Source organism: Methylocystis sp. NC52PC (assembly GCF_055698645.1).
The window spans coordinates 2,116,098-2,137,648 of record NZ_CP170127.1; the positions used below are offsets into that span (position 1 = coordinate 2,116,098).

14 protein-coding genes and 3 pseudogenes are annotated in these 21,551 nt (G+C 57.3%); 12 read left to right on the forward strand and 5 right to left on the reverse strand.

Going from position 1 to position 21,551, the window contains the following annotated elements:
• Positions 1-611: 611 nt before the first annotated feature.
• From ACETII_RS12170 to ACETII_RS12190, 5 genes and pseudogenes are all read left to right on the forward strand, one after another.
• Complete coding sequence (locus tag ACETII_RS12170) at positions 612-890, forward strand: hypothetical protein (RefSeq protein WP_472785649.1); 279 nt, start codon at positions 612-614, stop codon at positions 888-890.
• A 111-nt stretch (positions 891-1,001) separates the two neighbouring features.
• Positions 1,002-1,136, forward strand: coding sequence for a hypothetical protein (locus ACETII_RS12175; RefSeq protein ID WP_472785650.1), 135 nt, complete (start codon positions 1,002-1,004; stop codon positions 1,134-1,136).
• A gap of 3,304 nt (positions 1,137-4,440) precedes the next feature.
• Positions 4,441-4,710 (forward strand): hypothetical protein, encoded by a 270-nt coding sequence (locus ACETII_RS12180; protein ID WP_472785651.1) that lies wholly within the window; start codon positions 4,441-4,443, stop codon positions 4,708-4,710.
• Between the two features lie 804 nt (positions 4,711-5,514).
• Positions 5,515-5,781, forward strand: a pseudogene (locus ACETII_RS12185) (integrase core domain-containing protein); the annotation flags it as partial.
• 21 nt (positions 5,782-5,802) lie between these two features.
• A pseudogene (locus ACETII_RS12190) lies at positions 5,803-5,931 on the forward strand (integrase core domain-containing protein); the annotation flags it as partial.
• A gap of 627 nt (positions 5,932-6,558) precedes the next feature.
• On the opposite strand, the gene ACETII_RS12195 reads toward ACETII_RS12190, so the two are convergent.
• Both ACETII_RS12195 and ACETII_RS12200 read right to left on the reverse strand, forming a co-directional pair.
• Complete coding sequence (locus ACETII_RS12195; protein ID WP_472785652.1) at positions 6,559-6,798, reverse strand: hypothetical protein; 240 nt, start codon at positions 6,796-6,798, stop codon at positions 6,559-6,561.
• A complete protein-coding gene (locus tag ACETII_RS12200; protein WP_472785653.1) occupies positions 6,791-8,116 on the reverse strand; it encodes a radical SAM protein in 1,326 nt (441 codons plus the stop codon). Before ACETII_RS12200 ends, ACETII_RS12195 begins: the two co-directional genes overlap by 8 nt.
• Positions 8,117-8,495: 379 nt before the next feature.
• Between ACETII_RS12200 and ACETII_RS12205 the strand changes: the two genes are divergently transcribed.
• The gene (locus ACETII_RS12205) at positions 8,496-8,819 is read left to right on the forward strand and encodes a hypothetical protein (RefSeq protein ID WP_472785654.1); all 324 of its coding nucleotides are present in this window, start codon (positions 8,496-8,498) and stop codon (positions 8,817-8,819) included.
• Between the two features lie 274 nt (positions 8,820-9,093).
• Here ACETII_RS12205 and ACETII_RS12210 read toward each other — a convergent pair whose 3' ends face one another.
• Complete coding sequence (locus ACETII_RS12210) at positions 9,094-9,399, reverse strand: transposase (RefSeq protein WP_472785655.1); 306 nt, start codon at positions 9,397-9,399, stop codon at positions 9,094-9,096.
• A 202-nt stretch (positions 9,400-9,601) separates the two neighbouring features.
• On the opposite strand from ACETII_RS12210, the gene ACETII_RS12215 reads away from it, so the two are divergent.
• The 3 genes and pseudogenes from ACETII_RS12215 (at position 9,602) to ACETII_RS12225 (ending at position 12,553) form a co-directional block, all read left to right on the forward strand.
• The gene (locus ACETII_RS12215; protein ID WP_472785656.1) at positions 9,602-9,952 is read left to right on the forward strand and encodes a hypothetical protein; all 351 of its coding nucleotides are present in this window, start codon (positions 9,602-9,604) and stop codon (positions 9,950-9,952) included.
• A pseudogene (locus ACETII_RS12220) lies at positions 9,924-11,173 on the forward strand (IS3 family transposase). The gene ACETII_RS12215 and the pseudogene ACETII_RS12220 overlap by 29 nt, the downstream one beginning before the upstream one ends.
• Positions 11,174-12,553: an IS1380 family transposase gene (locus ACETII_RS12225; RefSeq protein ID WP_472788158.1), complete on the forward strand. Its 1,380-nt coding sequence runs from the start codon at positions 11,174-11,176 to the stop codon at positions 12,551-12,553.
• A gap of 400 nt (positions 12,554-12,953) precedes the next feature.
• On the opposite strand, the gene ACETII_RS12230 is transcribed toward ACETII_RS12225, so the two are convergent.
• Positions 12,954-14,549, reverse strand: a complete 1,596-nt coding sequence (locus tag ACETII_RS12230) for a hypothetical protein (protein ID WP_472785657.1) — start codon at positions 14,547-14,549, stop codon at positions 12,954-12,956.
• Between the two features lie 553 nt (positions 14,550-15,102).
• A complete protein-coding gene (locus ACETII_RS12235) occupies positions 15,103-16,269 on the reverse strand; it encodes a cysteine desulfurase family protein (RefSeq protein WP_472785658.1) in 1,167 nt (388 codons plus the stop codon).
• Between the two features lie 97 nt (positions 16,270-16,366).
• On the opposite strand from ACETII_RS12235, the gene ACETII_RS12240 reads away from it, so the two are divergent.
• The 3 genes from ACETII_RS12240 to ACETII_RS12250 are packed head-to-tail and all read left to right on the forward strand — an operon-like array spanning position 16,367 to position 21,545.
• A complete protein-coding gene (locus tag ACETII_RS12240; RefSeq protein ID WP_472785659.1) occupies positions 16,367-17,335 on the forward strand; it encodes a DUF4007 family protein in 969 nt (322 codons plus the stop codon).
• Positions 17,335-20,718, forward strand: coding sequence for an ATP-binding protein (locus ACETII_RS12245; protein ID WP_472785660.1), 3,384 nt, complete (start codon positions 17,335-17,337; stop codon positions 20,716-20,718). Before ACETII_RS12240 ends, ACETII_RS12245 begins: the two co-directional genes overlap by 1 nt.
• Complete coding sequence (locus ACETII_RS12250; protein WP_472785661.1) at positions 20,715-21,545, forward strand: phosphoadenosine phosphosulfate reductase domain-containing protein; 831 nt, start codon at positions 20,715-20,717, stop codon at positions 21,543-21,545. The genes ACETII_RS12245 and ACETII_RS12250 overlap by 4 nt, the downstream gene beginning before the upstream one ends.
• The last annotated feature ends 6 nt before the right edge of the window (positions 21,546-21,551 follow it).

Genomic DNA, 21,551 nt, shown 5'->3' on the forward strand with positions numbered 1-21,551 from the left:
CGGCGCGGCCCGTGCGGCTTGACTGACAACCTCGCCCTTATTTCCGCGATCTCCTCTGGCGTCACCCTCTTGCGAGCAATGGCGCTGTAGAGGGCCGCGAGCAACTTCTGCAGTTTTTCGCGTGGCTGTTCGGGCATCGCGCGCCCTCCCTAAGCTCAACATGGGTGCCGCAACACTAGCTGCCGGTCCGAGCGATTGGTGGCGGCGTTGGGTGTCGGTGCAACGCCAAGCGTGGAAACACCCTCTACGAATGCGGCGGCATAGGAAGGAGCAGCGCGCCTGACGTTGCAGGACCATGCGACGCTCAATTTCTTAAAGGAGCGTTTCGGGCCGGTCCATTCGACTCGTCCCTAAAGAAGCCCGGCCGGAATGGCCAGGGGCCGGGCTGAGGTAGGAGGAGACGACCGCGGTGGTATGAGCGCATTGCAGAGGCCGCCGAAAGGCGGTCAGGAACCACGAAAAGCCCATTCATTCGATAAGCCGAGGCCACAAAACGACCGGGTCACGCTGCTATTGCCAGAGTTGGAGAGTTCTATCAGCAAGCTAAGAACCGCGATGCAAGGGAGAGTAACGTGGGTAGGCCCAAGAAATTAGCGCCCTGGCGGCAGGAGATGGCTGAATTCCCGGTCGCCTTCACTTCCGACGAATGGGAGGCGTTAAAAGCCGCTGGGCAAAACTCAACGGCGAGGATGCAGCACGTTCTGCGCGAGGCCCTGTGCTTCTATCTGGCGACCCACAAAGAAGACTTCGCAAACCTTCCGGTTTTGATGCTCGAAAAGACCTTGCTGAGCCTTGACGCCCTCCAAAATCAGCCAGAGAGCCTGACTGACCTTCAGAATCAGGTCGAGAAAACGATTGCCAAGAAAGAGCGGCTCAAGCGGCAGGCTTGATACCCACCTCCTGGGCGCGCGCACCAGACGTGCGCCGTCGCACCTACAACCGGAGCGCCTTCCGCTACCGTTGGACCATCGAAAGTAAAGAAAACCAAGTGGGAGCCGACCATGACCAAGCTGACCACCATCATCGCCGCCTTTGCTCTGACCCTAAGCATCAGCTTCGCTACCACGGCCTCTGCGGCTCCTGAGGGCTTCAATAATTTTGATGGCAGCGCGGCCTGCTACTGCGTCGATCCGTGATTAGCTTCTCAAGCTACTATGCCCAAGGGTAGGGCCGCCTGCATGATGCGGGCGGCCTTTTGCTATTGGCTTTGCAGCCTCTCGATGGATTGCCGATGCGCCGCAAGTGCGCCAGCGCACATCCAAACCCGTCGCTTCGGGCTATCGTCCAAACCATAGAGACGCCCGGGGGGAGGGAGCCGACGATGACCAGCGAATTCGATTATGAAGCGAAGATCGCTTCGGTGATGGCGGTGGCGATGGCGGCGCTTTGCTGGATTATGCTGGTTGCGCCGCTTGCAATGTGATGCAGATTTCTTCGCATCGGGAAGGCCGCCTGCATGATGCGGGCGGCTTTTTCACTTTGTTGAGGCCTGGCTAGAACGGGTGATTGCCGACATGGGTGATGACGCCGAGCGCGAAGAAGCCAATCCAAAAGGCGACCGGGACAATTTTACTTTCAAGATTGGTCATATTTGCTCCGCGAGATGGATCCTTTAGGGGCCTTAGACTGCCCATCCCCTGACTTGAGGCGACAAAGACCAACAAGGGGATGACGACCCGCCTTTGAGGAAGTTCGCCTGAGATAGGGGCGGACGGGCCGTCATTGGCCAAGTTGGGGTCAGCCGGCAAGTCGCCTGCAGAGGAAGGGCGGCGAGTTGTCCAGATAATAATACATAGTCCATTGACTATGTCAACTATGCCGCCGCTCGCAAATCTGCTTGGCGTCTCCATCCCTTGCCTACTCCGTGAGACGAGCCATTCGCGGCCATAACTCGCCAGCGCCATGGGCCGCCGCTAGCCCCGTTATCGCGCCCCCGCTTTGTAATATGGCGCCGCAATCAAGGGGCCCGTTCCCAGCCATTGAAAAGCGAGTCGAGCGCGCGTTGCACGATGTCCTCGCTCGGCGGGGTGGTTTCCGCGCCGCCTCTGGCGCCTAGCGCTTCATGGGGAGGGGGGCCTCCTTCCTGCTTTCCCTCTGCAGCCTTCGAACGCAGGCGCTCCGCTGACGCGTTGACCGCGCGGCGCGGCGGCAGAGGCGCTGTCTTGGGCACCGATTGTGGGGAAACAGTGAGAGGTTCGACCGGCGTCTCGTCGCGAGCGTGAGCGATCTTGCCTGGTCCTCCGGGCGTCTCTTTTGTCGGCTCCGCTGCAGGAGCTTGCGGCGGCTCCTGCGTCGAGAAAGCCCCCGTCGGTAGAGCTGGCGCGTTAAAGCTCTCGATCCGCTGCGCGAGCGGATCCTGCACTTGCATCCTCGGCGAAGCTATTGGAAGGTTGTGCGCTTCCGTCGCGGATCCGCTGTCCTCGCTCGCCGCCGGGCCACTCTCGCTGGGGCGCGGCGCCTCGCTTGTGTCTTCGACTTTGTCCCTGAGCGCCGAAGATTGTTGCGCCTCGGCGGCTGCGTCCTGGGGCGCCGCCTCGGTTTGCATTTCCTCCTGCTCTAGCTTTGGCATCTCTAGCTCAGCGACCCTAGCCGTCTCGCCCTCGTTAGGCTCCGAGCTCTGAAAAATGAAGCTTGCGGCGAGCCCCGCAAGTCCAAGGATGATCGCCGCTGCTCCCAAAAGATAACGACGCGATCCGACGTCGGCGGAGGCGGCTGCAGGAGTCGAAACCTCTTCCACGTGTTGAGGGAAATCTCCCGGATGGCCGACATAATTGCGACGATCGCGCAAAGCGTCCGATCGAGCAGCTCCAGGCGATGGCGCCATCTCCGCTCTCTCCGTGAGGATCTCCGCTGAAGCAATCTCCCGACCGCGCCCTGGTGACCGAAAATGCGTGATTTCAGGGTCCGGCCGCCCCTGCAGCGGAGCAGTCGGCCTTGCGACCCGTCTGTCGGGAACAGCCTCGTGCAAGTTCCTCTGCCTCCTCGCCAGATCGGCCGGCCCTGCGGGAGCATCGGCGCGCTTTGCGCGGAGGGCGAACTCGGCTCCGGGATCTTTGCCAGATTCGCTGGCGACGTGTCGGCGGCGCACCACTTCCTGCAGCTGGGCGATGATGCGGCGGCGCTCATCTTCGCTGTCGTTTGCGTTCATGCATCCATCCTTTAGAAGCGCACGGCTACGCTCTGCTGCGAGGCCTTTTGACGCCAGCGCCAGCGCCCGCGTCTGCGCCAAGTCTCATGCAGAATGTGGCTGATTTCGCGGCCGTCGCGAAAAAGCCGGCTGGGCCTTGTGTTTGGAGCCGCGCACATACGGAAGAATTGCAGTGTAAGCCGCCGCGCGAAGAGAGACTTGCCTTCCAAGAGTTATAAGGCGAAGTCTGTTTCTCCTTCCGAAGGACCCTCGACCTCGAAGGTGGAGCGGGGCGAACTAAACTCCTTTTTCGCACGCACGCATAGCCCCCTCAATGACCGCGCGTGCGGGCAGCTCGCAAAGCGCGGACGTCAGGCCTCGTTCAACGACGCGGCTCGCTGGGCCCATCAAAAGATGCATAAGCACTAAAACTGCCGGTCTGCTTGGCGGGCATTTTCGTCTGGTTGGGCCAGGGAATCTCAGCATAAGGAGCCGATTAACAAGCGCCTATTTGTCTGTACTGCCCCGCAGCAGCGAGTATGCCCGAGTAAGTCGCGGGTGCAACCGAGGCTCGCAAAGAAGCCAAAGCGTTCATAAGTGGTTGAAAACTAGCAACAATGAGGAAATAGCTGAGACGGAACCAAACCGTGTTCGATACATTTACCTGCTGTCCGCCCGCGCTAAGCGGCGGCTTTGAGGGAGGTTCCGATGGAAAAGTATTCCTTCTTGCTCACGCTTCTCGGGTTCTTAGGGATCGGCGCTGTTGCTATGCTGATTACCCTAGGAGCCACATCGTCGCGAATGGGCGCGTTCGTCTATTGCTATCGGCAGCGATGATTCTAGCGGTGGCAGGCGTCTGGGTGGTCGTGGCGTCAACCCCACAATAGCAGGGAGCAAAAAGACAGGGGCGGCCCCGTCCGACCAGAGCGACGGACCGCCCATCTGCGCCGACAGGCGCGCCGCCCTGGAAGCGGCGGACGATCTCATCTGAGGAAGCAGCACGGGGGCTGCTTGGCTTCCACTACAGGGGTGAGTGTGACTAGTCCAAGGCCGCGCCGTGCTGCCATGCTGATAACGCAGGGCGGCTTGAGCGCGTTCCAGGCCGATTGCGTCTTCTGGGCTGAGAACGAACATCGGCGAGTAGGAACTGTCGAAACGCTTGCTGCAAAGCAGCATTCCAGCGAAACCTGATCAAAGGATGTTTACCGACGTGAAAACACTGGCGGAGAAGGCGACATGCGCGGCCAGTTTGGAGTTCTGTGACGAAGATGGCAAGTTGCGTCGAGTTGGCCAAGTCAATCGGATGAGACTTAATGCATGAGCCGCTCAGCGTTACTGCTGTCCTCGAACAGCTCCAAAGCCTGGGGCTTTCAAATGTTGAATTGAGCCGGGAAGAAACATGGCCTGGATGGCGCATTCGCGCGGACGGCGGCCTCATTATCCACGTTCACGAGAATGGGAAGCTGCTAATTTCTGGACGGAATGCGCGAACGCTTCGCAAGGCGCTTGGGCTCACCGGCCGACGCGAGGCTTTTTGCGCGAAACCCTTCGATATCGAGGCTGGCGGCCATCTCAAAGCTTGAGGGGCTGAAACGGCCGCCAGCCCGCGCCGGTCGGCATAGGCGCACGCAAGGGACCCACCCAGTTTCCATCGCGCGCCGGTAGATTACGGCCCCTCACGCTTTGGAATAGCTGTGGAAACTACGAAAAATCACACTACGTCACCCTGTGACGGAAGCGAAGCCGACTCCTATGGATTGCCGCAAGGCCCTAATCAACTCACCAGATAGGGTCTCAAACCCGCTCTCGCGCCCTTGGTCCTCAGCAGCCTTTTTGAGAACATCCGCCAAAGCTAAGCGCAAAAGAAGCAGCCCCATTTCCGAAGGGAGCGGTTCGGTGGTCGTGGATCGGAGTGAAAACTTTACGGATGAACCTAGCTCACTAAGGACAATATCCATTGCGCTTGAAGGTTGCTGCTCGTCTATGGAAGGCTCCATGTAATCCTCCCGCCAAGACGCCTGTGTCTCCACCGAACTGCCATGAACGTGTTCAGTTCCGGCGATCATGGAAATTTTTGACCGCCTGGCTGCGTCTGCGTAATCTGCATGGTGGTGCCCACTCGTTGCGCTCCATGATTGCAAGAAAGCGATTCCATCGATGTGCAATTCCTGAAGACTTCTGCTTACTTTCTGTGGGGGGCCTTACGACGGCTAAAGGGATTAGATCAGATGCGCGATGAAGCATATCGACGGATCATGGGCAGGTCCTTAGTCCCGGCCCGCCCAAAAGAGCCGCGCAGGAAGGGCGGCAGCAGAACCCGCGAGCAAAATATGAAAGGATAATTGAAGGCGGTCGCGAGAGCGTCGGCGTCAGTCTTTCCGGAACGGAGCGAGCAGTTCCAGCACCTCATGGCCGACAATGGCGTCGTTTGCTCGATGAGCCGATCCGACAATGTCTGGGACAATGCGGCGATGGAAAGCTTCTTCTCTTCACTGAAGACGGAGTGGATAGGGAAGAAACTCTACCGCACGCGTGACGACGCCCGGGCGGACGTCTTCGATTACGTCGAGCGGTTCTACAACCCCGTCCGCAGGCACTCGACGATCGGCTACGTCAGCCCGGTTGAGTTCGAAAAGAAGGTGGGAGTAACTTAACTCGGCGCCCACGAAACCAGCAGCTCATTGCCGGACGCTGAAACCATCCTTGCCAAGCTGCCCGGCTGGATCAAGGATTATTGCGAGTTTCAACCGCACTCGGGCCTGAAGTTCCAATCCCCTCGGGAGTTCATCCGCCTCAGTACTTAACCAGCCCCACCAGCCGTCCCGTCAAACGGGGTGTACTCAACTGTAATGGGTCGGCGTAACACGCTCATTCCCTTGGCTGGACTGTGATTTTTCCATGCGCCACTCGTTGGGCACCAAGACAAAGGGCCCGATGAGGTCGTGCGCGGTGGACCTTCGCAGTTGGCCATGTGCGCGGCCGTGCTACCTACTAAGGTTACGCCCTCGCTTTAACGTCTGACAAAAGCGAGGACGTATGACTGGCGCTAACCCTCTCCTGCCTCGGGCGTAAGAGCACCCTGAATCATTTCATAAACGACAGACCTCGCAGTTTCTTCGCCTGCACTGACCACAGCACGCTGGCAGGATTGGCAAGACTGGCAGGACTGGCAGGCCTCACAACGATGACAACTCCCCGCAACTTCCAGCGCGCTTAAGAGTCTTACCAACTCTGGCGTGAGAGCAGATGTGTTGAGTTTTCCAGTTGGTCGAACTTTCTCCACCATTAATTGTCTCCGTCGAGAACCAGATCGGCGATCACAAGGTAGGTTGTGTGCATAGTGTCTGGATGGCCACACTGAAGGGGGGCGGTTCGGGATCAAAGACTGCGCTAATACTCGATGGAAAGATTAGCCGTCTCTATACTTGAACCTACATCCCTTCCGACTTGAGGGTGAGAGCATCCTGAATCATTTCATAAATGACAGTCCTTGCGGTTTCTTCGCTTGCAGTAGCCGCAGCGCGCTGACAGGCCTGGCAGCGTTGGCAGGACTGACATGCCTCACAACGCTGGCACTCCGTTCCCGCCTGCAACGCATTTAGAAGCCTTATCAGCTCTGGCGTGAGAGCCGATATGTTGAGTTTTCCGGTCTGTTGAACTTTTTCAACCATCGGTCGTCTCCAGAGTCATTGCCGCAACGTCTGAGCGCTTATCGGGACTCTTTAGCATTATTCCATTATGATACAGTAGTTCAAAAAAGGAGCGGGTCACGTTATCAGCCTCTGACTGCAAGAGCGCAGAAGGCACGAACTCGCTCGGTAGATTTTGTATGAACTCGACACCATCCCAATTTAATAGTGAATGACGGCCCTCGTAAAATAACAAATAAGATTCGCCTTCCTTTCGCCAGCGCATGTTTGACCGAAGTTTATATTCAAGATTCGGATCAAAACTTTTTTCAATAACTTTTCGGCTAAAATTGTTGGATGGACCGCGCGACCATGGATCCATAGCAGAATAATCGTCGTTTTCACATTGTAGTTTCGATGCCACACGACACCCCCCTCCACAGTCCGTTATGAAGGAGCAATCTTTACATTTGCCAGGAACAGAGGTTTCGGAACGCCACTGCGTAATATTCTTCCAAATGTCCGCAATGTCATCTTCAAAGATATTGCCCCACACGCGTGAATCGTGGGGACAGAAGCGAACGTCTCCAAAACATGAAACTACTGCCGAGGACAATCCACCGCTGCAGCTCATTTCTAAACCAAGATCTCTGACACGATCATCGGCACAGAACGGAATCGGCAGTAGGCTTTTAACGGGAATAGATAAACTCTCTCGGCACCTTATGAATTCATCAAGGAATTGCCCAGCAGAAATTGGCTCTACCTCGTAACCAACCTCCAATGGTGAAAGAGCCCGTGTGAGACATATTTGATGTACGCCCATCCGTTCGAGCTCAATAGCTGAGCTGTACATCGTCGATATATTTCTGCTGTCGATAACTTGATTCACGGCCACGCGTAGGCCTGCCTCCAATGCATTCCGAATCCCAATTTTTGTTTCGCAGGCGGCCTTCTTAGTGCCCACGATTTCGTTGTGCAAAGCATCGTCCCAGGAATGTAGGCTAACCAGAACAGATTCTAGGCCCGCTTTTTTCAGTTCCTTACAAGCACTTTCGTGTAACAAGCGTCCGTTGGTATTGAGAGAATAGTCAATGTTACGCCTGCTAAAACAGGAAAACACGTCCTTTAATCGATCAGGCCTAATAACAAGCGGTTCGCCTCCTGTGATGGTGACGTCGAACGGATCGCATTCTGCCACTCGTTCCGTAACTTCTAGGATGCTCGGCTTTGCTCTGTTGCTTCGAGGCCGGCGTTTCTTGCCCGGCATGTCAATCCAATTGCCGGCGTAACAATGAGGACAGGCATTGTTACAAACCTCGGTGACCTCCAAATGGAGCGAAAGTGGGCGCGTTAACATGGCAACTCATCTTTACCAAGGGGCTATAAGAGAGGCATCGCCTCACTTAGGAGCGAAAGCCGATTTTGACGAAAAGTCACTGCGGCAAATCGACCTCTAGTCGCATTTTCGCTCCCTCCACCTCGCCTTCAGCCATTGATAATCTCTCGAACGGGCGGTGACCTAACCGGCAGATTACAACGATCCAGTATTCACAGACACGGTCAAGTGAAGGGCTTGGCGAGCGGGCTTACAGGCAGTACCTTGAAGAGATGAGGCGAGCGGCTACTATGTTCTGATGCTGTCCACGACAAGGTGCATGCCTGATCGAATTTTCGAAAAAAATTGGTTCAAACAATGCGAAGCCGTAAGGGTAAGCGGCAACCGGAGGAAGGTCACGATGAGCGCTCAGATTCTGCAATTGACACTGCTCCCCGGCGTTAATCCGGCTGATTTCGAGCGAACACTCAAGGACTCAGTCTTACCAAAGGTGCAAATCGAGCATCGGACGGTCGTTGCTACGCACCATAGAGTATTTCGAGCTGATGTATGCGCGCCCGATTCATCGATCTATGTTTGGCTTGTCTTCACTAAGTTGGTGGGCCCGACTCCGGATACGGCAGGGGAAGGTCCCGTTATCTTATGTGAACTGCCATTACCGGTGGACGAAATCGCGAACTACGTTGCAGGTTTGGCGACCGTGACAGCGCTGGGTAAAATATAAAGCCGCGGCCGACGACGTTGGGCATGGCTTAATGTCAGTGTAACGGTTGGTTCATTTGCTACGTGCCTTCGGCTTTGAGTATGCCCTGCAAAGCGATTTTAGCGCCGGTGGGTGGCCTCGAAGCTCGGGCGGGCGGTGGGGGCGGGTGCCTTGCCCTTGCCCGCCGCATCACGCTCGCGCTGGAGGCAAGCTATACCCTGACGATTGCAAATGATTGTACTGTCAAGTTTGCTGTCGAGCGGCTACATGACTCGCCTCCCACCCTATTGCTCGTTCAGGCGGGCCTCGGCGAAACGACTCCTCTACTGGGCAAGGTCTTTTCGCAACGTAAAGCGATGTGCTTGAAGCGCTTTAGCTTGCCGATCAATATTTCGATGCGAGCTCTCGCGTTGTAGAGGATCTTCGGAAAGAACGCCGGCTGCGACTTCGTTGTCTTTCGAAAGGGAATAGCAGGCGCAATTCCGCGTGCTCTCGCGACTTCACGGTTCGCCCGGGCGTCATAGCCCTTGTCTGCGACAACAGCCCGCGCCCGCGCACCGGGCGACTGGCCTGTCGGCTGCATTTGCCGGATGGGGCGCATAACTTCGCTTGTCGCATGGCCTACCAGCTGGGCTATCTATCGCAGCGTCAAACGCGACGCGATCGCGCTTTGTCCCGCGCCTTCGCGCTACGCCAGAGGCTCGGCAACGATGGGGGGATCGGCAGCTATATCGTCAAGCCCAAATGCATGCATTGGCGAACTTTCGGTCGTCTCGTTGCACGAATTGAGAGAGCGGAGGGGAATGTACAAGGGCACGCCGTCCGTTATCTCGATCGGCGAAACTAACTGCAACCTTGCCTTGTTCAAGCGGGTTTTCCTTCTCGTCATCGAAACGTCCCAACACACGATTGAGAAACTACTAGCCCGCCTTATTCAGCGATGGGGTGATTATTGGTTGGCGAGCGTAGCGCAAAATGTTGATTTAGTGTATGGATTGGTTGTCTATGCCGATCCTTCACGCCATCCCATCGACGCCACGCGCGCCATGACCGAAGATACTCCCTGGGGTGCGGCACGGTTAGGTGAGACAGCCGGCTGCGGTAATTTGAACCGCAACCGGAGATTTGAAAGTGACCAAGGAAGAGAAGGTTAGCGCCAGGGGCCGGCGTTTTTCCGTTCAGCGCAAGATGGCGGTCGTGGCCCGCCTCCTACGCGGAGAGCCGTTGGAACTGGTGGCTCGCGAGACCAATGTCACCATCCAGAAGCTGACCGAATGGCGGGATCGGGCTCTGGCGGGGGCCGCCTCGGCTCTGAAAGAGCGCGAGCGGGATGACCGCGACGATGAGATCGCCCGGCTGAAGGCCAAGGTGGGCGAGATCACCATGGATAACGAGCTTCTCTACGCCAAGATTGACGTCCTGGAAAACAAACGCCCTTTGGCCCGCCGGAGGCCGAGGAAATGAGCCGGGCTCGTTCTCTGTCTTTCGGTCGCATCTATGGATTGTCGCGCGTGACGCGGGTGTGGGGCCTGTCGCGGGCAACCGTGTATCGATCTCGCGTGGAGACGCCTGAAGACACTCCCCGACGTCGACCCGGCCCCATTGGGGCATGTTCGGATGCCGAACTGGCGGATCACATCCGTCGCGAAATCGAGGCCTCTGAATTCCATGGCGAAGGCTACCGGAAGATATGGGCGCGGCTACGAGTCTCCAGCGTGCGCGCCAGTCCCCGACGGGTGCGGCGCGTGATGCGCGAACATGGATTGCTTGCGCCGCATCGAGTGGTGTCGGCGTCGGCCAAGACGCATGACGGCACGATCGTCACCGATCGTGTCAACGAAATGTGGGGAACCGACATGACACAAACGGTTACGACCGATGAAGGCAAGGCTTATGTGTTCGTCGCCGTCGAACACGCCAACTCGGAGGTCGTCGGCGTTCACGCCGCAAAATCAGCCAATCGGTTCGAGGCGCTGGAGCCTGTTCGACAGGGCGTGAAACGCTGCTTCGGCGCGATCGCTCCAGAAATCGCCTGCGGATTGAGACTGCGTCACGATCACGGGTCCAATTACATGTCGGAAGATTTTCAGTCCGAGGTCAAATGCCTGGGAATTGAAGCCTCGCCCTCTTTCGTGCGAGAGCCCGAGGGCAATGGCGTCGCCGAGCGCTTCATCCGGACGCTGAAGGAGAACCTGTTGTGGGTCAGGGCCTTCCGCACGATCGAGGACCTCAGGGTGGCGCTCATCGAATTCGCCGCGCGTTACAACAAAACTTGGCTCGTCGCCAGGCACGGCTACAAAACGCCCGATCAGGTGAGAGCCGAACAGCTTTCGGTTGCCAAGGCAAACATCGCAGAGCTACCCTTGGCCGCCTGAATAAGCGCAGTCGGTTGTCTCAAAACCGGGCCGCAGTACACCGAAGATACTCCCCTCCCGTTCTCGTTTCCAGCCGTTGGCCGCAAGAAGATCACCGCCGCCTTCGACGGCGGACGCATCACGTCGGACGCCGGCGTGATGCTGTTGGGGCAAGCTGAACGTCGTCTGGGCCTAGCGGACAAGCTCGCCGCCGTCATCGCCGATCCGCGCAATCCTTTGTTGATCACCCATTCGCTCGCCAGCATTTTTCGTGCGCGCATTCTCGCTATCGCCTGCGGTTACGAGGATGCGGATGATCTCGATCATCTCCGCAAGGACCCGGCCTTCAAGATCGCCTGCGGGCGCTTGCCCGATACGGGGAACGATTTGTGCTCGCAGCCGACCATGTCGCGTTGGGAGAATGCGCCGTCTTTGCGCGAAATCGTGAAACTCGGCGGCGTGCTGATCGATCATTATTGCGCTAGCTACGCTGCGCCTCCGCGAGCTGTCACGCTCGATATCGACGACACCTGTGACGTCGTGCATGGGCATCAGCAGTTGTCGCTGTTCAATGCGCATTATGACGAGCGCTGCTTCCTGCCGATCCATATCTACGACACCGCGACCGGACGCCCTGTCGCGATCATTCTACGCCCGGGAAAGACGCCGACCGGCAAGGAAGTGCGCGGTCATTTGCGCCGGGTTGTCCGCCGCATCCGCGCGCATTGGCCGACGACCAGGATCACCATCCGGGGCGACAGCCATTATGGCCGCCGCGAGGTGATGGATTGGTGCGACGACAATGGACTCGATTATGTTTTCGGCCTGTCTGGCAACAAGCTTCTCGCCGCCGCCGTCGAAGACAAGGCTGACGACGTCCGCACCCGTCGCGCATTAGAACAGATGCTCGTCCTGCGTGGCTACGCGCAAACGAACTACGCGGCCAAATCCTGGCGGACCGAGCGCCGCGTCTGCGCCCGCATCGAAGCGACGGAACTGGGGCTCGATATTCGCTACGTCGTCACCAACATTACGACGCACTCAGCCGAACATATCTACGACACGCTCTATTGCGCGCGTGGCCAGATGGAAAATCTGATTAAATTGCACAAGAGCCAGCTGGCGTCGGATCGCACCTCTTGCCGGGCGCCGCTCGCCAATCAGATGCGCCTCTTCCTGCATACAGCCGCCTATTGGCTGATGCTCGAACTACGCGACGCCATTCCCAAACTCCATCCGCTCGCCGTCGCCGAATTTGCCACCTTGCGCGAGAAGCTGCTCAAAATTGGCGCGCGTATCGTCGAGACCGCAAGCCGCATTCGGCTTGCGCTGGCCAGCGCTTGCCCACAAGCCGGGCTATTCCGATGTCTGGCCGGCGCATTGCAACCGGCAGGACCGTGAACAAACGGGGCAGAGACCGCATCCGCAAGCCCCAGAGAGCCCGTCCTACCAACTCCAACGCGTTCCAAAAGTGCAGAATTACTCAGCGGTCAAACGCAACGCGGACGCGCGTCCGCGATCATGCCGCGAAAAAAACTCAGCAAAGCTGGCAGGCTGCGCGAATAGAATGGGCTAGGATGGTGGCGGAACAAGCAGCCAGGTGCGCAGAAGGCGGCAAGATACTTCTGCGTTGTGCTACGAAGTCTGGCGCGGAGCCAAATTCTCAAGCTTAAAGGGAAAAACTGGCGAGGTCCGCCTTGCGCGAAGAGCGTTCGTTCGCTGGATCGCAGCTGACAGCCGCTTGGGCATAAGGGGTGTGCAGGAAGCATCTCGGCGCCTAGACCATTGCTTGTTGTGCCCTTCATTCGTTTGCAAGCTGGTGCGTTGCACTCCACCATGGAAGAAGTTCGCCTAGATCGAAAGGAAACCGGCGCTGTGGTCCAAAACTACGTTGCCCCTCCTTTTCGCGATGGATTTCACGGAACTGCCATTCAAGATATTGCTCCTGTTGAGCGGCTTGGAGAGACTCGAGGAAAATCTCCTCGTTCGAGGTGTGCAATACCAGCTCCAATTCTGCAATGGGGCATATGATTACGTGCCGCCGGTCTTCTGCGACTATGTTTTTCTCTTCGTTGGCAAGGCGGTGCGCTTCCTTAAGGATGGTGGCACGAAGCGAGCGGCTCAATACCGCAAATGTGTCGAGGGTAAGGATCATTGCGTACGCGCTCGGCGCGAGCGGGAGGTCAATGATACCTCGGCGGATGTGCGAGAAGAAACGCCACAGCTGAAAGATGCCTCGGGAAATCTGTTGATACTGTTTTTTCTGGGCCTGGAAAGGATCTTCAGCGAATTGGGCGAAATACGTCAGTTTTGTTGCCTTGCACTCCGCCACAATTACTACCCGACCATCATCCTTCACCAGCACGTCCGGACTGTCGATTTGCGCACCGTGCGGGCCATAGCGGAAAGCGCGGCAAACGTCGAAGCGTGGCATCATAGTCGAAATGTATTGCACGCAATACTGCTCGAAGCGGTCATTAGCCTCGTTCAGCAGCGCCTGTCCCTCATTGATGAGGTCGTAGTAGAGACCAGAAGTTGCACGCATAAGAATAATCTCGGGTATGGGGGCGATGAAAAGATTCGGATTCCCCTCCTGAAATATGAGTGGCGAACGCCGCAGCACGCTCGGGAGATAGGCCGTCGGTACCAGACGACCGTGTTGGTCGTTGATACGTGCTACGTCGTCAGCTGTACGCGTACGTGCATCTGCGAGCTCTATGGACATCATCGGGAGGGCGCGTTGAAGGATCGCGTGCGTGAGCCCTACCTCTGGGGCTTCAATTCGGCCGAACCACGCTGTGCGCTGAAAATACCCAAAATATGCAAAGGCGGTGAGAACGAAATCAGATATTGTGAGACCATTTTGTTGCAGGAAGTACTCCGCGCATTGGCCTTGCCCGTAAATAAAGAGATACCGGTAAAACTGCGGCATATTCAGGTAGCCACGCTGCCAGTGGAACGTGCGCTGCGCGATGCGGTGCATCTCGCTGAAAATGTCGAAAGTTTCGCCCGCTAAATAGAGCGCGGCCTCGACGTTCTCCAGTGAGCGAAGGCGGTTAACCGCGTCACGGATAGTATCAAATTTGGAGCAATCGAGGACGATGGCTCCCTCGCTCCTCGATTCCTGCTTTGGCATCAGAAACAACTGTATAATCAGCGTCTCTAGTTCCCAGCGATGAATCGCAAATGGCGAGGCAATGCTTGAATCTGCGGCCTTTGTCGGATAGGTGAGGAACGCACGCGCCACTTCATCCCGCCCCGACTGGAGTGCGTCGGTAGCCCAGATGAGCTGAAGGAAGGGGATGTCGTCAGCGCGCGCGAGCATCTTGCCTAGTTGATTCGTGTGATACGCAACCTTCGCGGCGCTTACTTTTGGTGGTCGGGGCGCTCTCGTCATAGCTCCATCGGTCTCAGACGGATGTGAATGCGAGGGATAATGCAGGTTCGGAATTGAAACAACTCGACCGCCGGCGCGCCTCAATTGCTTCTAGGGAAACGCATGTCCCCGGGGGGACTATCCGCTCTGGGTCAGAAGCGGTCTGTTAAGCGGTTGCTACTAAGTTTAAGGTGTCGATTCCCCTCGGGTGGAGGTCCAAGTGAAGCGATCCAAACCCGCCACAAATCCCACACACAGCCCGCGCCTCCTTTAGTGTCGCGCCTCCCGTCTCCCTAAACAGTTATGTGTCAACGGCCCCATCCGTGCCAATTAGCTGTCTTCGTGGATTGTTAGCGGCCTCCTGATCCTCAATCAGTCGCTCTTGCGAGCGCATCCGTACGAAAATAAGGGTAAAGTTTGTTTGGAGCGTCTCAGCGTAACGCGGACGTATCAAGGGGGGCGTCGAAGGAATGGCGCCGAGCAGTGGTTATTAACAGCTAACTCCACGCTTTGTCGGTACTTCCTGCTATCGCGCCTGGCAAAAGACATGGGCTCTGAAAGTCTTAGTGACGCGCTAGGTTGCAGAATTCGAGGACAGCGCCATCTCCGCAAGAAGCTTCGCGGCGTCGCGTACCTGCTCCTTGGTGGTGTACCGTCCAAAGCTGACGCGCACGCACTCATTAGCCTCCTCCGCAGTCAGCCCAATCGCGCGAAGCACATGCGAGGGTTCAGGAATCCCAGAGGAGCACGCAGCCCCCGTCGAGATGGCAAGGCGAGGCTGCAAATTTGTCGTGAGAATCTCCGCATCGACTCCAGGCAGGCTTAGGTTCAGATTGCCGGGATGGCCGGTCTCCGAGCCGTTGATGCTAAAGTTAAGAGGAAAGGAGTTAAGCGTTTGCAGGAACGCCCTGCGGCTTGTTTGATAGGACAATAGGTCCTGAGGGAGCTGCTCTTTTGCAATTGCGGCCGCCACGCCGAATCCAACGCACAGCGGGGTAGGAAGTGTCCCCGAACGCAAACCATCTTCTTGGCCGCCGCCGTGAATAATAGGGCGCAAAAGATTGCGCAGTGTATGGGAGACATAGAGGGCGCCGATGCCTTTGGGGCCATAGAGCTTGTGGGCCGAAAGGCTCATCATGTGTACGCCGAAAAGGTCGACATCAAGGTTCATTGCCACGCCCGCCTGCGCAGCATCACTATGGAATATTACGTCGGCTTGTTTGCACAGCGCCGAGATCTCATATATTGGCTGGATTGTACCGATCTCATTATTCACTGTCATAATCGAGACCAACGCAGTTCTTTCGTCGATCAGATTCGCGAGTGCACGGAGATCGACTGCACCGGTCCGCTCCACCGGGACATGGACGATCTCGTATCCGAGGCGCGCAAGCTGCCGCGCTGACTGTAATACGCATTTATGCTCGATCGTGCTGACGATTACCCTCCTTCCGCGGCCCTCGGCGTGGCCTAACAGCCCAAGGATAGCAAGATTGTTGGCTTCGGTAGCACCGGACGTGAAAATGATTTCATTCACGTCCGCGCCGACAAAGTCCGCGACAGATTGCCGGGCCTCTTGAACAGCCTCATCTGCACGCCACCCGAAGGCGTGCCTTACCGAGTGCGGGTTCCCAAACTCGATCTCCCAAAAGGGAGACATAGCCTCCACCACTCGCGGATCCACCGGCGTCGTGGCCTGATAGTCGAGGTAGATCGCTCTCCCGGAGTTCCAATCGGCCATTTGTGTTCGTTCCCACTGGCGGCCTCCGCCAGTCCTTGATTCTTCCCTGACCCCAAATTAGGCTCAACTGGAGCAAATCACCAGTGAGGTTGGCACCGTGAGGAGCCTTTTAGATATAAAGGATTACCGGCTTCAATTCGCCGGACACGAAACATTCACGCTAAGGTATGGATGGCTGAAGAAAGTATTTGATGCCTCCATGAAAGTAGAAGACGCTGGATCTGCTGACGCGTCTTCAGTGTTCAGCGACAGCAAGAGCATCGCCGATTTCGGAGTCGGCAAGAACATGGTGCAATCGATGCGCCACTGGGCAATTTCTACTGGCGTCATCGACGAAGAGAAGCTGTTCCCGTCTGCCCTCGGACGAATCGTATTTGGCTCAGATGGGGACCCCTACCTTGAGCACCCTGGATCACTGTGGATCCTGCATTGGCATCTTGCCGCTCTCCCCGGACGCTCCACAACCTGGCATTGGGCGTTCAATGAATTCAACGAACCAACCTTCGATCGCGACCTGCTCGTCTCGAGGCTTATGACCAGAATTGTTTTGCTGCGGGAGGCTGGGCGAATGAAAGAGTCCAGGCTTACCGAAATGACTGTGCGGCGAGACGTGGAGTGTTTTGTGAGGACTTACCTAGTCAAGTCCCCAGCGGGGAAGGGATTGCACGAAGAGAACTTCGAGTCGCCTCTATCCGAACTTGCCCTTGTCCAGCCGATGGGCGTCGGCGGTGGATTTCAATTCCGTCGCGGTCCCAAGCCGACATTGCCCAGTGAGGTCTTCCTCTACGGCTTAGCCCGTTTCTGGAACGAACTCTATAGGACCCGCCGCGAGTTCTCTGTTGAGTCCCTGACCCACGAACCCGGCTCGCCCGGGCGTGTCTTCCTGCTCGACGAGGAGTCTGTAGCTGAGCGGCTCGCGGAGATGTCTGACCTGACGGACGGAGGAATTCGCTGGGACGAAAGCACGGGCCTCAGGCAGGCGTATGCTGCCGAGCCTTCCGCAATCGATCCGCTAGACGCTATCCGTAGCATGTACCGAACTGCCAGCCTTGAGAAAGCCGCCTGATGCAGACCCTTTCAGATTTCGTCCGCGTTGGCCGCCGCTTCCAGAAGGCCGTTCGCGTTGACGCCGACGACGCCAGCAACGGGGCCCTTGAAGGTTACGTCTTCTCTCCGTCAGCAGCACAGATTTTGAAGCACATGGCGGCGCAAATCGCGGAGACGGGTCAAGGCGCCTTTACTTGGACGGGCCCATACGGTGGAGGTAAATCCAGCCTTGCTCTCTTGCTTGCGGCTCTCATTGGCCAGGACGCCAGGAACCGGAAGGCAGCACGCGCCATCGTCGATGCCGATACTGCGGCGCGGGTCGCAACGAACCTCCAGGTTGGAGGGAAGGGCCGCGCCGTCGTGGCTGTGACAGGGCGAAGGGCTGATGTAGAGACCTCGATCCTGGAGGCCGTCGCCCAAGTTGCTCCGTCTTTGAAGCGCGGGCGCGGTAAGGGCGCCATAGATGTTCTTAAGGAACTCGCGTGCCAGTCGGGGGGTGTGCTCCTCCTTATCGATGAAATGGGCAAGTTCCTCGAATATGCAGCCAAGGGGGAGGGGGACGTCCACTTCTTCCAACAGCTTGCCGAAGAAGCCTCACGTTCTAGAGGTCGTCTCCTAGTCGTGGGGATCCTGCATCAGGCGTTTGACGACTATGCAAACAAACTGGCTCGGGAAACCAGGGATGAATGGGCGAAGGTGCAGGGGCGCTTCGCTGACATCCCGCTGAGCATCGACATCGAAGAACAAATCGAGCTGATTTCCCGAGCGATCGAGGTGCCTGAGAGGAAGAGGCCTGACGCCAAGCTGGCGCAAGTGTTCGCCTCCGCCATGCGGCGTTCTCAGGGGGAGAGTTCCCAAGCCCTAGCGAACCGGATTAACAAATGCTGGCCGCTTAGTCCCGCAGTGGCGAGCCTGCTCGGACCGCTTTCCCGCCGGCGGTTTGGTCAAAGCCAGCGCAGCATCTTTGGTTTCCTGAACTCAGGGGAGCCTTTCGGCTTCCAGTCGTTTTTGCAAGATACCCCAGAGAGGGGTGGCTCCTTTGAGCTACCTCGCTTGTGGGACTACCTCAGGGTTAATCTTGAGCCGTCCATCCTGGCCTCGCCGGATGGCCACAGGTGGGCCTTGGCGGTGGATGCCTTGGAACGATGTGAGGCGCGTGGAGGAGATGCCGAGCACATCGCTGTCGCTAAAAGCATAGCCCTTATCGACTTGTTTAAAGAGCGATCCGGCTTGACCGCGTCGCCCGCACTCTTGGAGGCGAGCCTGCCATGGATCAAAGCGAAGCGGTTGGGTGAGGTTTTAGACGCACTCGCAGAGTGGTCAATAGTCATCTTCAAGAAACATCTCGGCGCCTATGCGATCTACGCCGGGAGTGACTTCGACATTGAGGGTGCGGTGCTGGAAGCGCGCGCCAAGATGGCTGGGTTGGACTTCGGTCGTCTACGCTCGATCGCGATGCTCCAGCCTATCCTGGCAAAGCGATTTTATCACCGCATGGGTTCGCTGCTCTGGTTCGACGTAGACATTGCGCCGCTCGCATCAGCGGTCGAAACAATCCGAGACTATAAACCGATGAACGGCTCGACCGGGCTGTTCCTGCTTCTTATTGGGAGTGAATCCGAAAGCGACGCGAAGGCGAGGCGCGTTCTGAATGCTGCATCTGAAGTAGAGCGGGACTTCCCTTTTGCGGTCGGCTGGTCCCGTGATAATTACTCTATTAGGGAAACTGCGGCCGAACTATTAGCCTTGGAAATGGTTCGCGCGGGGCGCTCCGAGTTGAATGGCGACGCGGTTGCGCGCCGCGAGGTCGGTGCCCGGATAGCCCGTATTGCCGCCGAGCTCGAAGACAGGCTTCGCGAAGCTTTCGTCTCGGCTCGATGGAAGTCCAACGTAGCCGCCGTCGAACCGCCGGTCGCCGGCGCGGCAAGCTTGAACATCCTGGCCTCCCTGCTGGCAGACGCTTGGTTTGATCAAAGTCCTGTTATCCACAATGAGCTCCTCAACCGTTTAAAGCCTTCGAGCAACGCTAACGCAGCGCAAAAGGCTCTACTGCGGGCGATGATAGAACACCCTGCCGAGGCTCGGCTCGGCATCGACGGCTACCCCGCCGAAGGCGGCCTCTACGCAGCTCTGCTCGAACGCCCAGGATTGCACCGTAAAGATCCCCTTGATCCAACCGCATTTCGGTTCCTCCCGCCGCCCGTGAACAACCCAGGTAGGCTCTCCGGATTATGGAAATGCGCGGAAAAGCTAGTACGTGGCGCCGCCGGCGGGCAAGTGTCCATGGCCGACATTTTCTCGAAGTGGAAGGCGCGCCCCTTCGGAGTGCGTGACGGTCTCTTACCGGTGCTCGGCGTCGCCTTCCTGATGTCCAGACTTGAACATTTATCGGTCTATCTCGACGGCGTTTACCAGGTCCGTGTGACTACAATGGTCACGGACCGACTCATACAGGACTGGGATGCGGTCAAGATCCGCTGGAGCGAACTTTCAGACGCACAGCGTTCCGCCCTGGATCGTTTGGCTGATGTCGTGGCCAAGAACAACGGTTTTGATCTGGAGCCGGGCTGTCGTGCACCAACGCCCTTGGATATTGCAAAGGGGCTAGTGCGTATTGTGAACGACTTGCCCCCATGGGTCCTAAGGACTGCTACCCTCCCACATGCCGCAACACGGATCCGGAACCTAGGCAAGACGGCGAACGACCCCAATAAGTTTCTCTTAGATGACCTTCCGTCGGTGATGGGAGAGGGCCGCGACGACCCCACAAAGCTAACTACCTTCGTGAAGGACGGCATCAAGGCGCTCGTGACCGCCTACCCGTCTTTGATGGGTGGTCTGGAAAAAGACATGCTAAAAGAACTGCGTGTAAAGGAGCTGACGCCGGATGCGGTCGCTGACATTCGAAGCCGGGCCAAGACAGTTCTCGGGCTTACAGGAAATTTGCGTCTAGACGCTTTCGCCACTCGACTGATTAGCTACGAGCCATCAGCAAGCAATCTCGAATCTATCGAAGGCGTTGCTACGCTTGCGGCCAATAAGCCTACCCGAGACTGGCACGATCGCGACGTCGATCACGCCCGTATTGAACTAGCGGCGTTAGCGCAGGAGTTCGTTAAGAGCGAGGGCTTTGCGCACGTTAAGGGCCGAACGGACCGCCGGCTAAGTCTCGCCATTTACTCCTCCGACCCAAGTAAGAACTCTCCAGTGACCGCCGAAGCCGACATCACGACAGAGGAAGGTCCCGAGGTCATGGCGTTGGCCGAAGAGATCCTTGCTCTTTTAGAGAAGAAAGGGATTAGCCGCGATGCGAAGCTCGGCGTCATCGCTGAGGTGGGCACTAAGTTAGCAAGCTCTTATGACGTTGCGCAGCAGGGGAAGGCGAAGAGGAAGACCGCATGACAGATCGGCACGTATTGGGCTTGTCCGGTGGGCGCGATAGCGCCGCGCTTGCGATTTTCATGCGACAGCATCATCCTGAAATTGACATTGAATATTTCTTCACCGACACCGGGAAGGAATTACCGGAGGTCTATGAGTTCCTGGGGCGACTTGAGGGGTTTCTGGGCAAGCCGGTGATCCGCTTAAACCCGGACCGAGACTTCGACTTTTGGTTGACGCAGTACAAGAGCTTCCTTCCCTCCCCAAAGACTCGGTGGTGCACAAGGCAGCTCAAGATCCGGCCGTTCGAGGAATGGCTTCGGCCATCTTTGAACGCCGGTGATAGCGTGACAAGCTACGTCGCAATCCGTGCGGACGAGGATTACCGCGAGGGGTATTCTTCAACACACGCGAACCTCCGAGTTCGTTTACCTTTTCGGGAATCAGGAGTCGATAAGTCCGGTGTCGTCGAGATTCTAGAGTCTTCGGGTGTCGGCTTGCCGGATTACTATCGATGGCGTTCGCGAAGCGGCTGCACATTTTGCTTTTATCAGCAGAAGATTGAGTGGGTGCGACTGATGGAGGAGCATCCGGACGCTTTCGAGGACGCCAAGACTTACGAGAAGAATGCAGTGGAGCACGGCTCACCATTTACCTGGTCGCAAGGCGAGTCCCTGGAGGAGATGTCACGGCCTGAACGCGTGGCCCAGATTCGGGCTGAGCATCAACGACGGATCGATCGCCTCAAAAGCAGGGTTAAGCCTAACCCGTTGCGCACAGTGCCCGAGATGATGGATATCGACGACATTTACGGGCAAGCGAAGGCTTGCCTAGCTTGTCACAAATAAGAATTA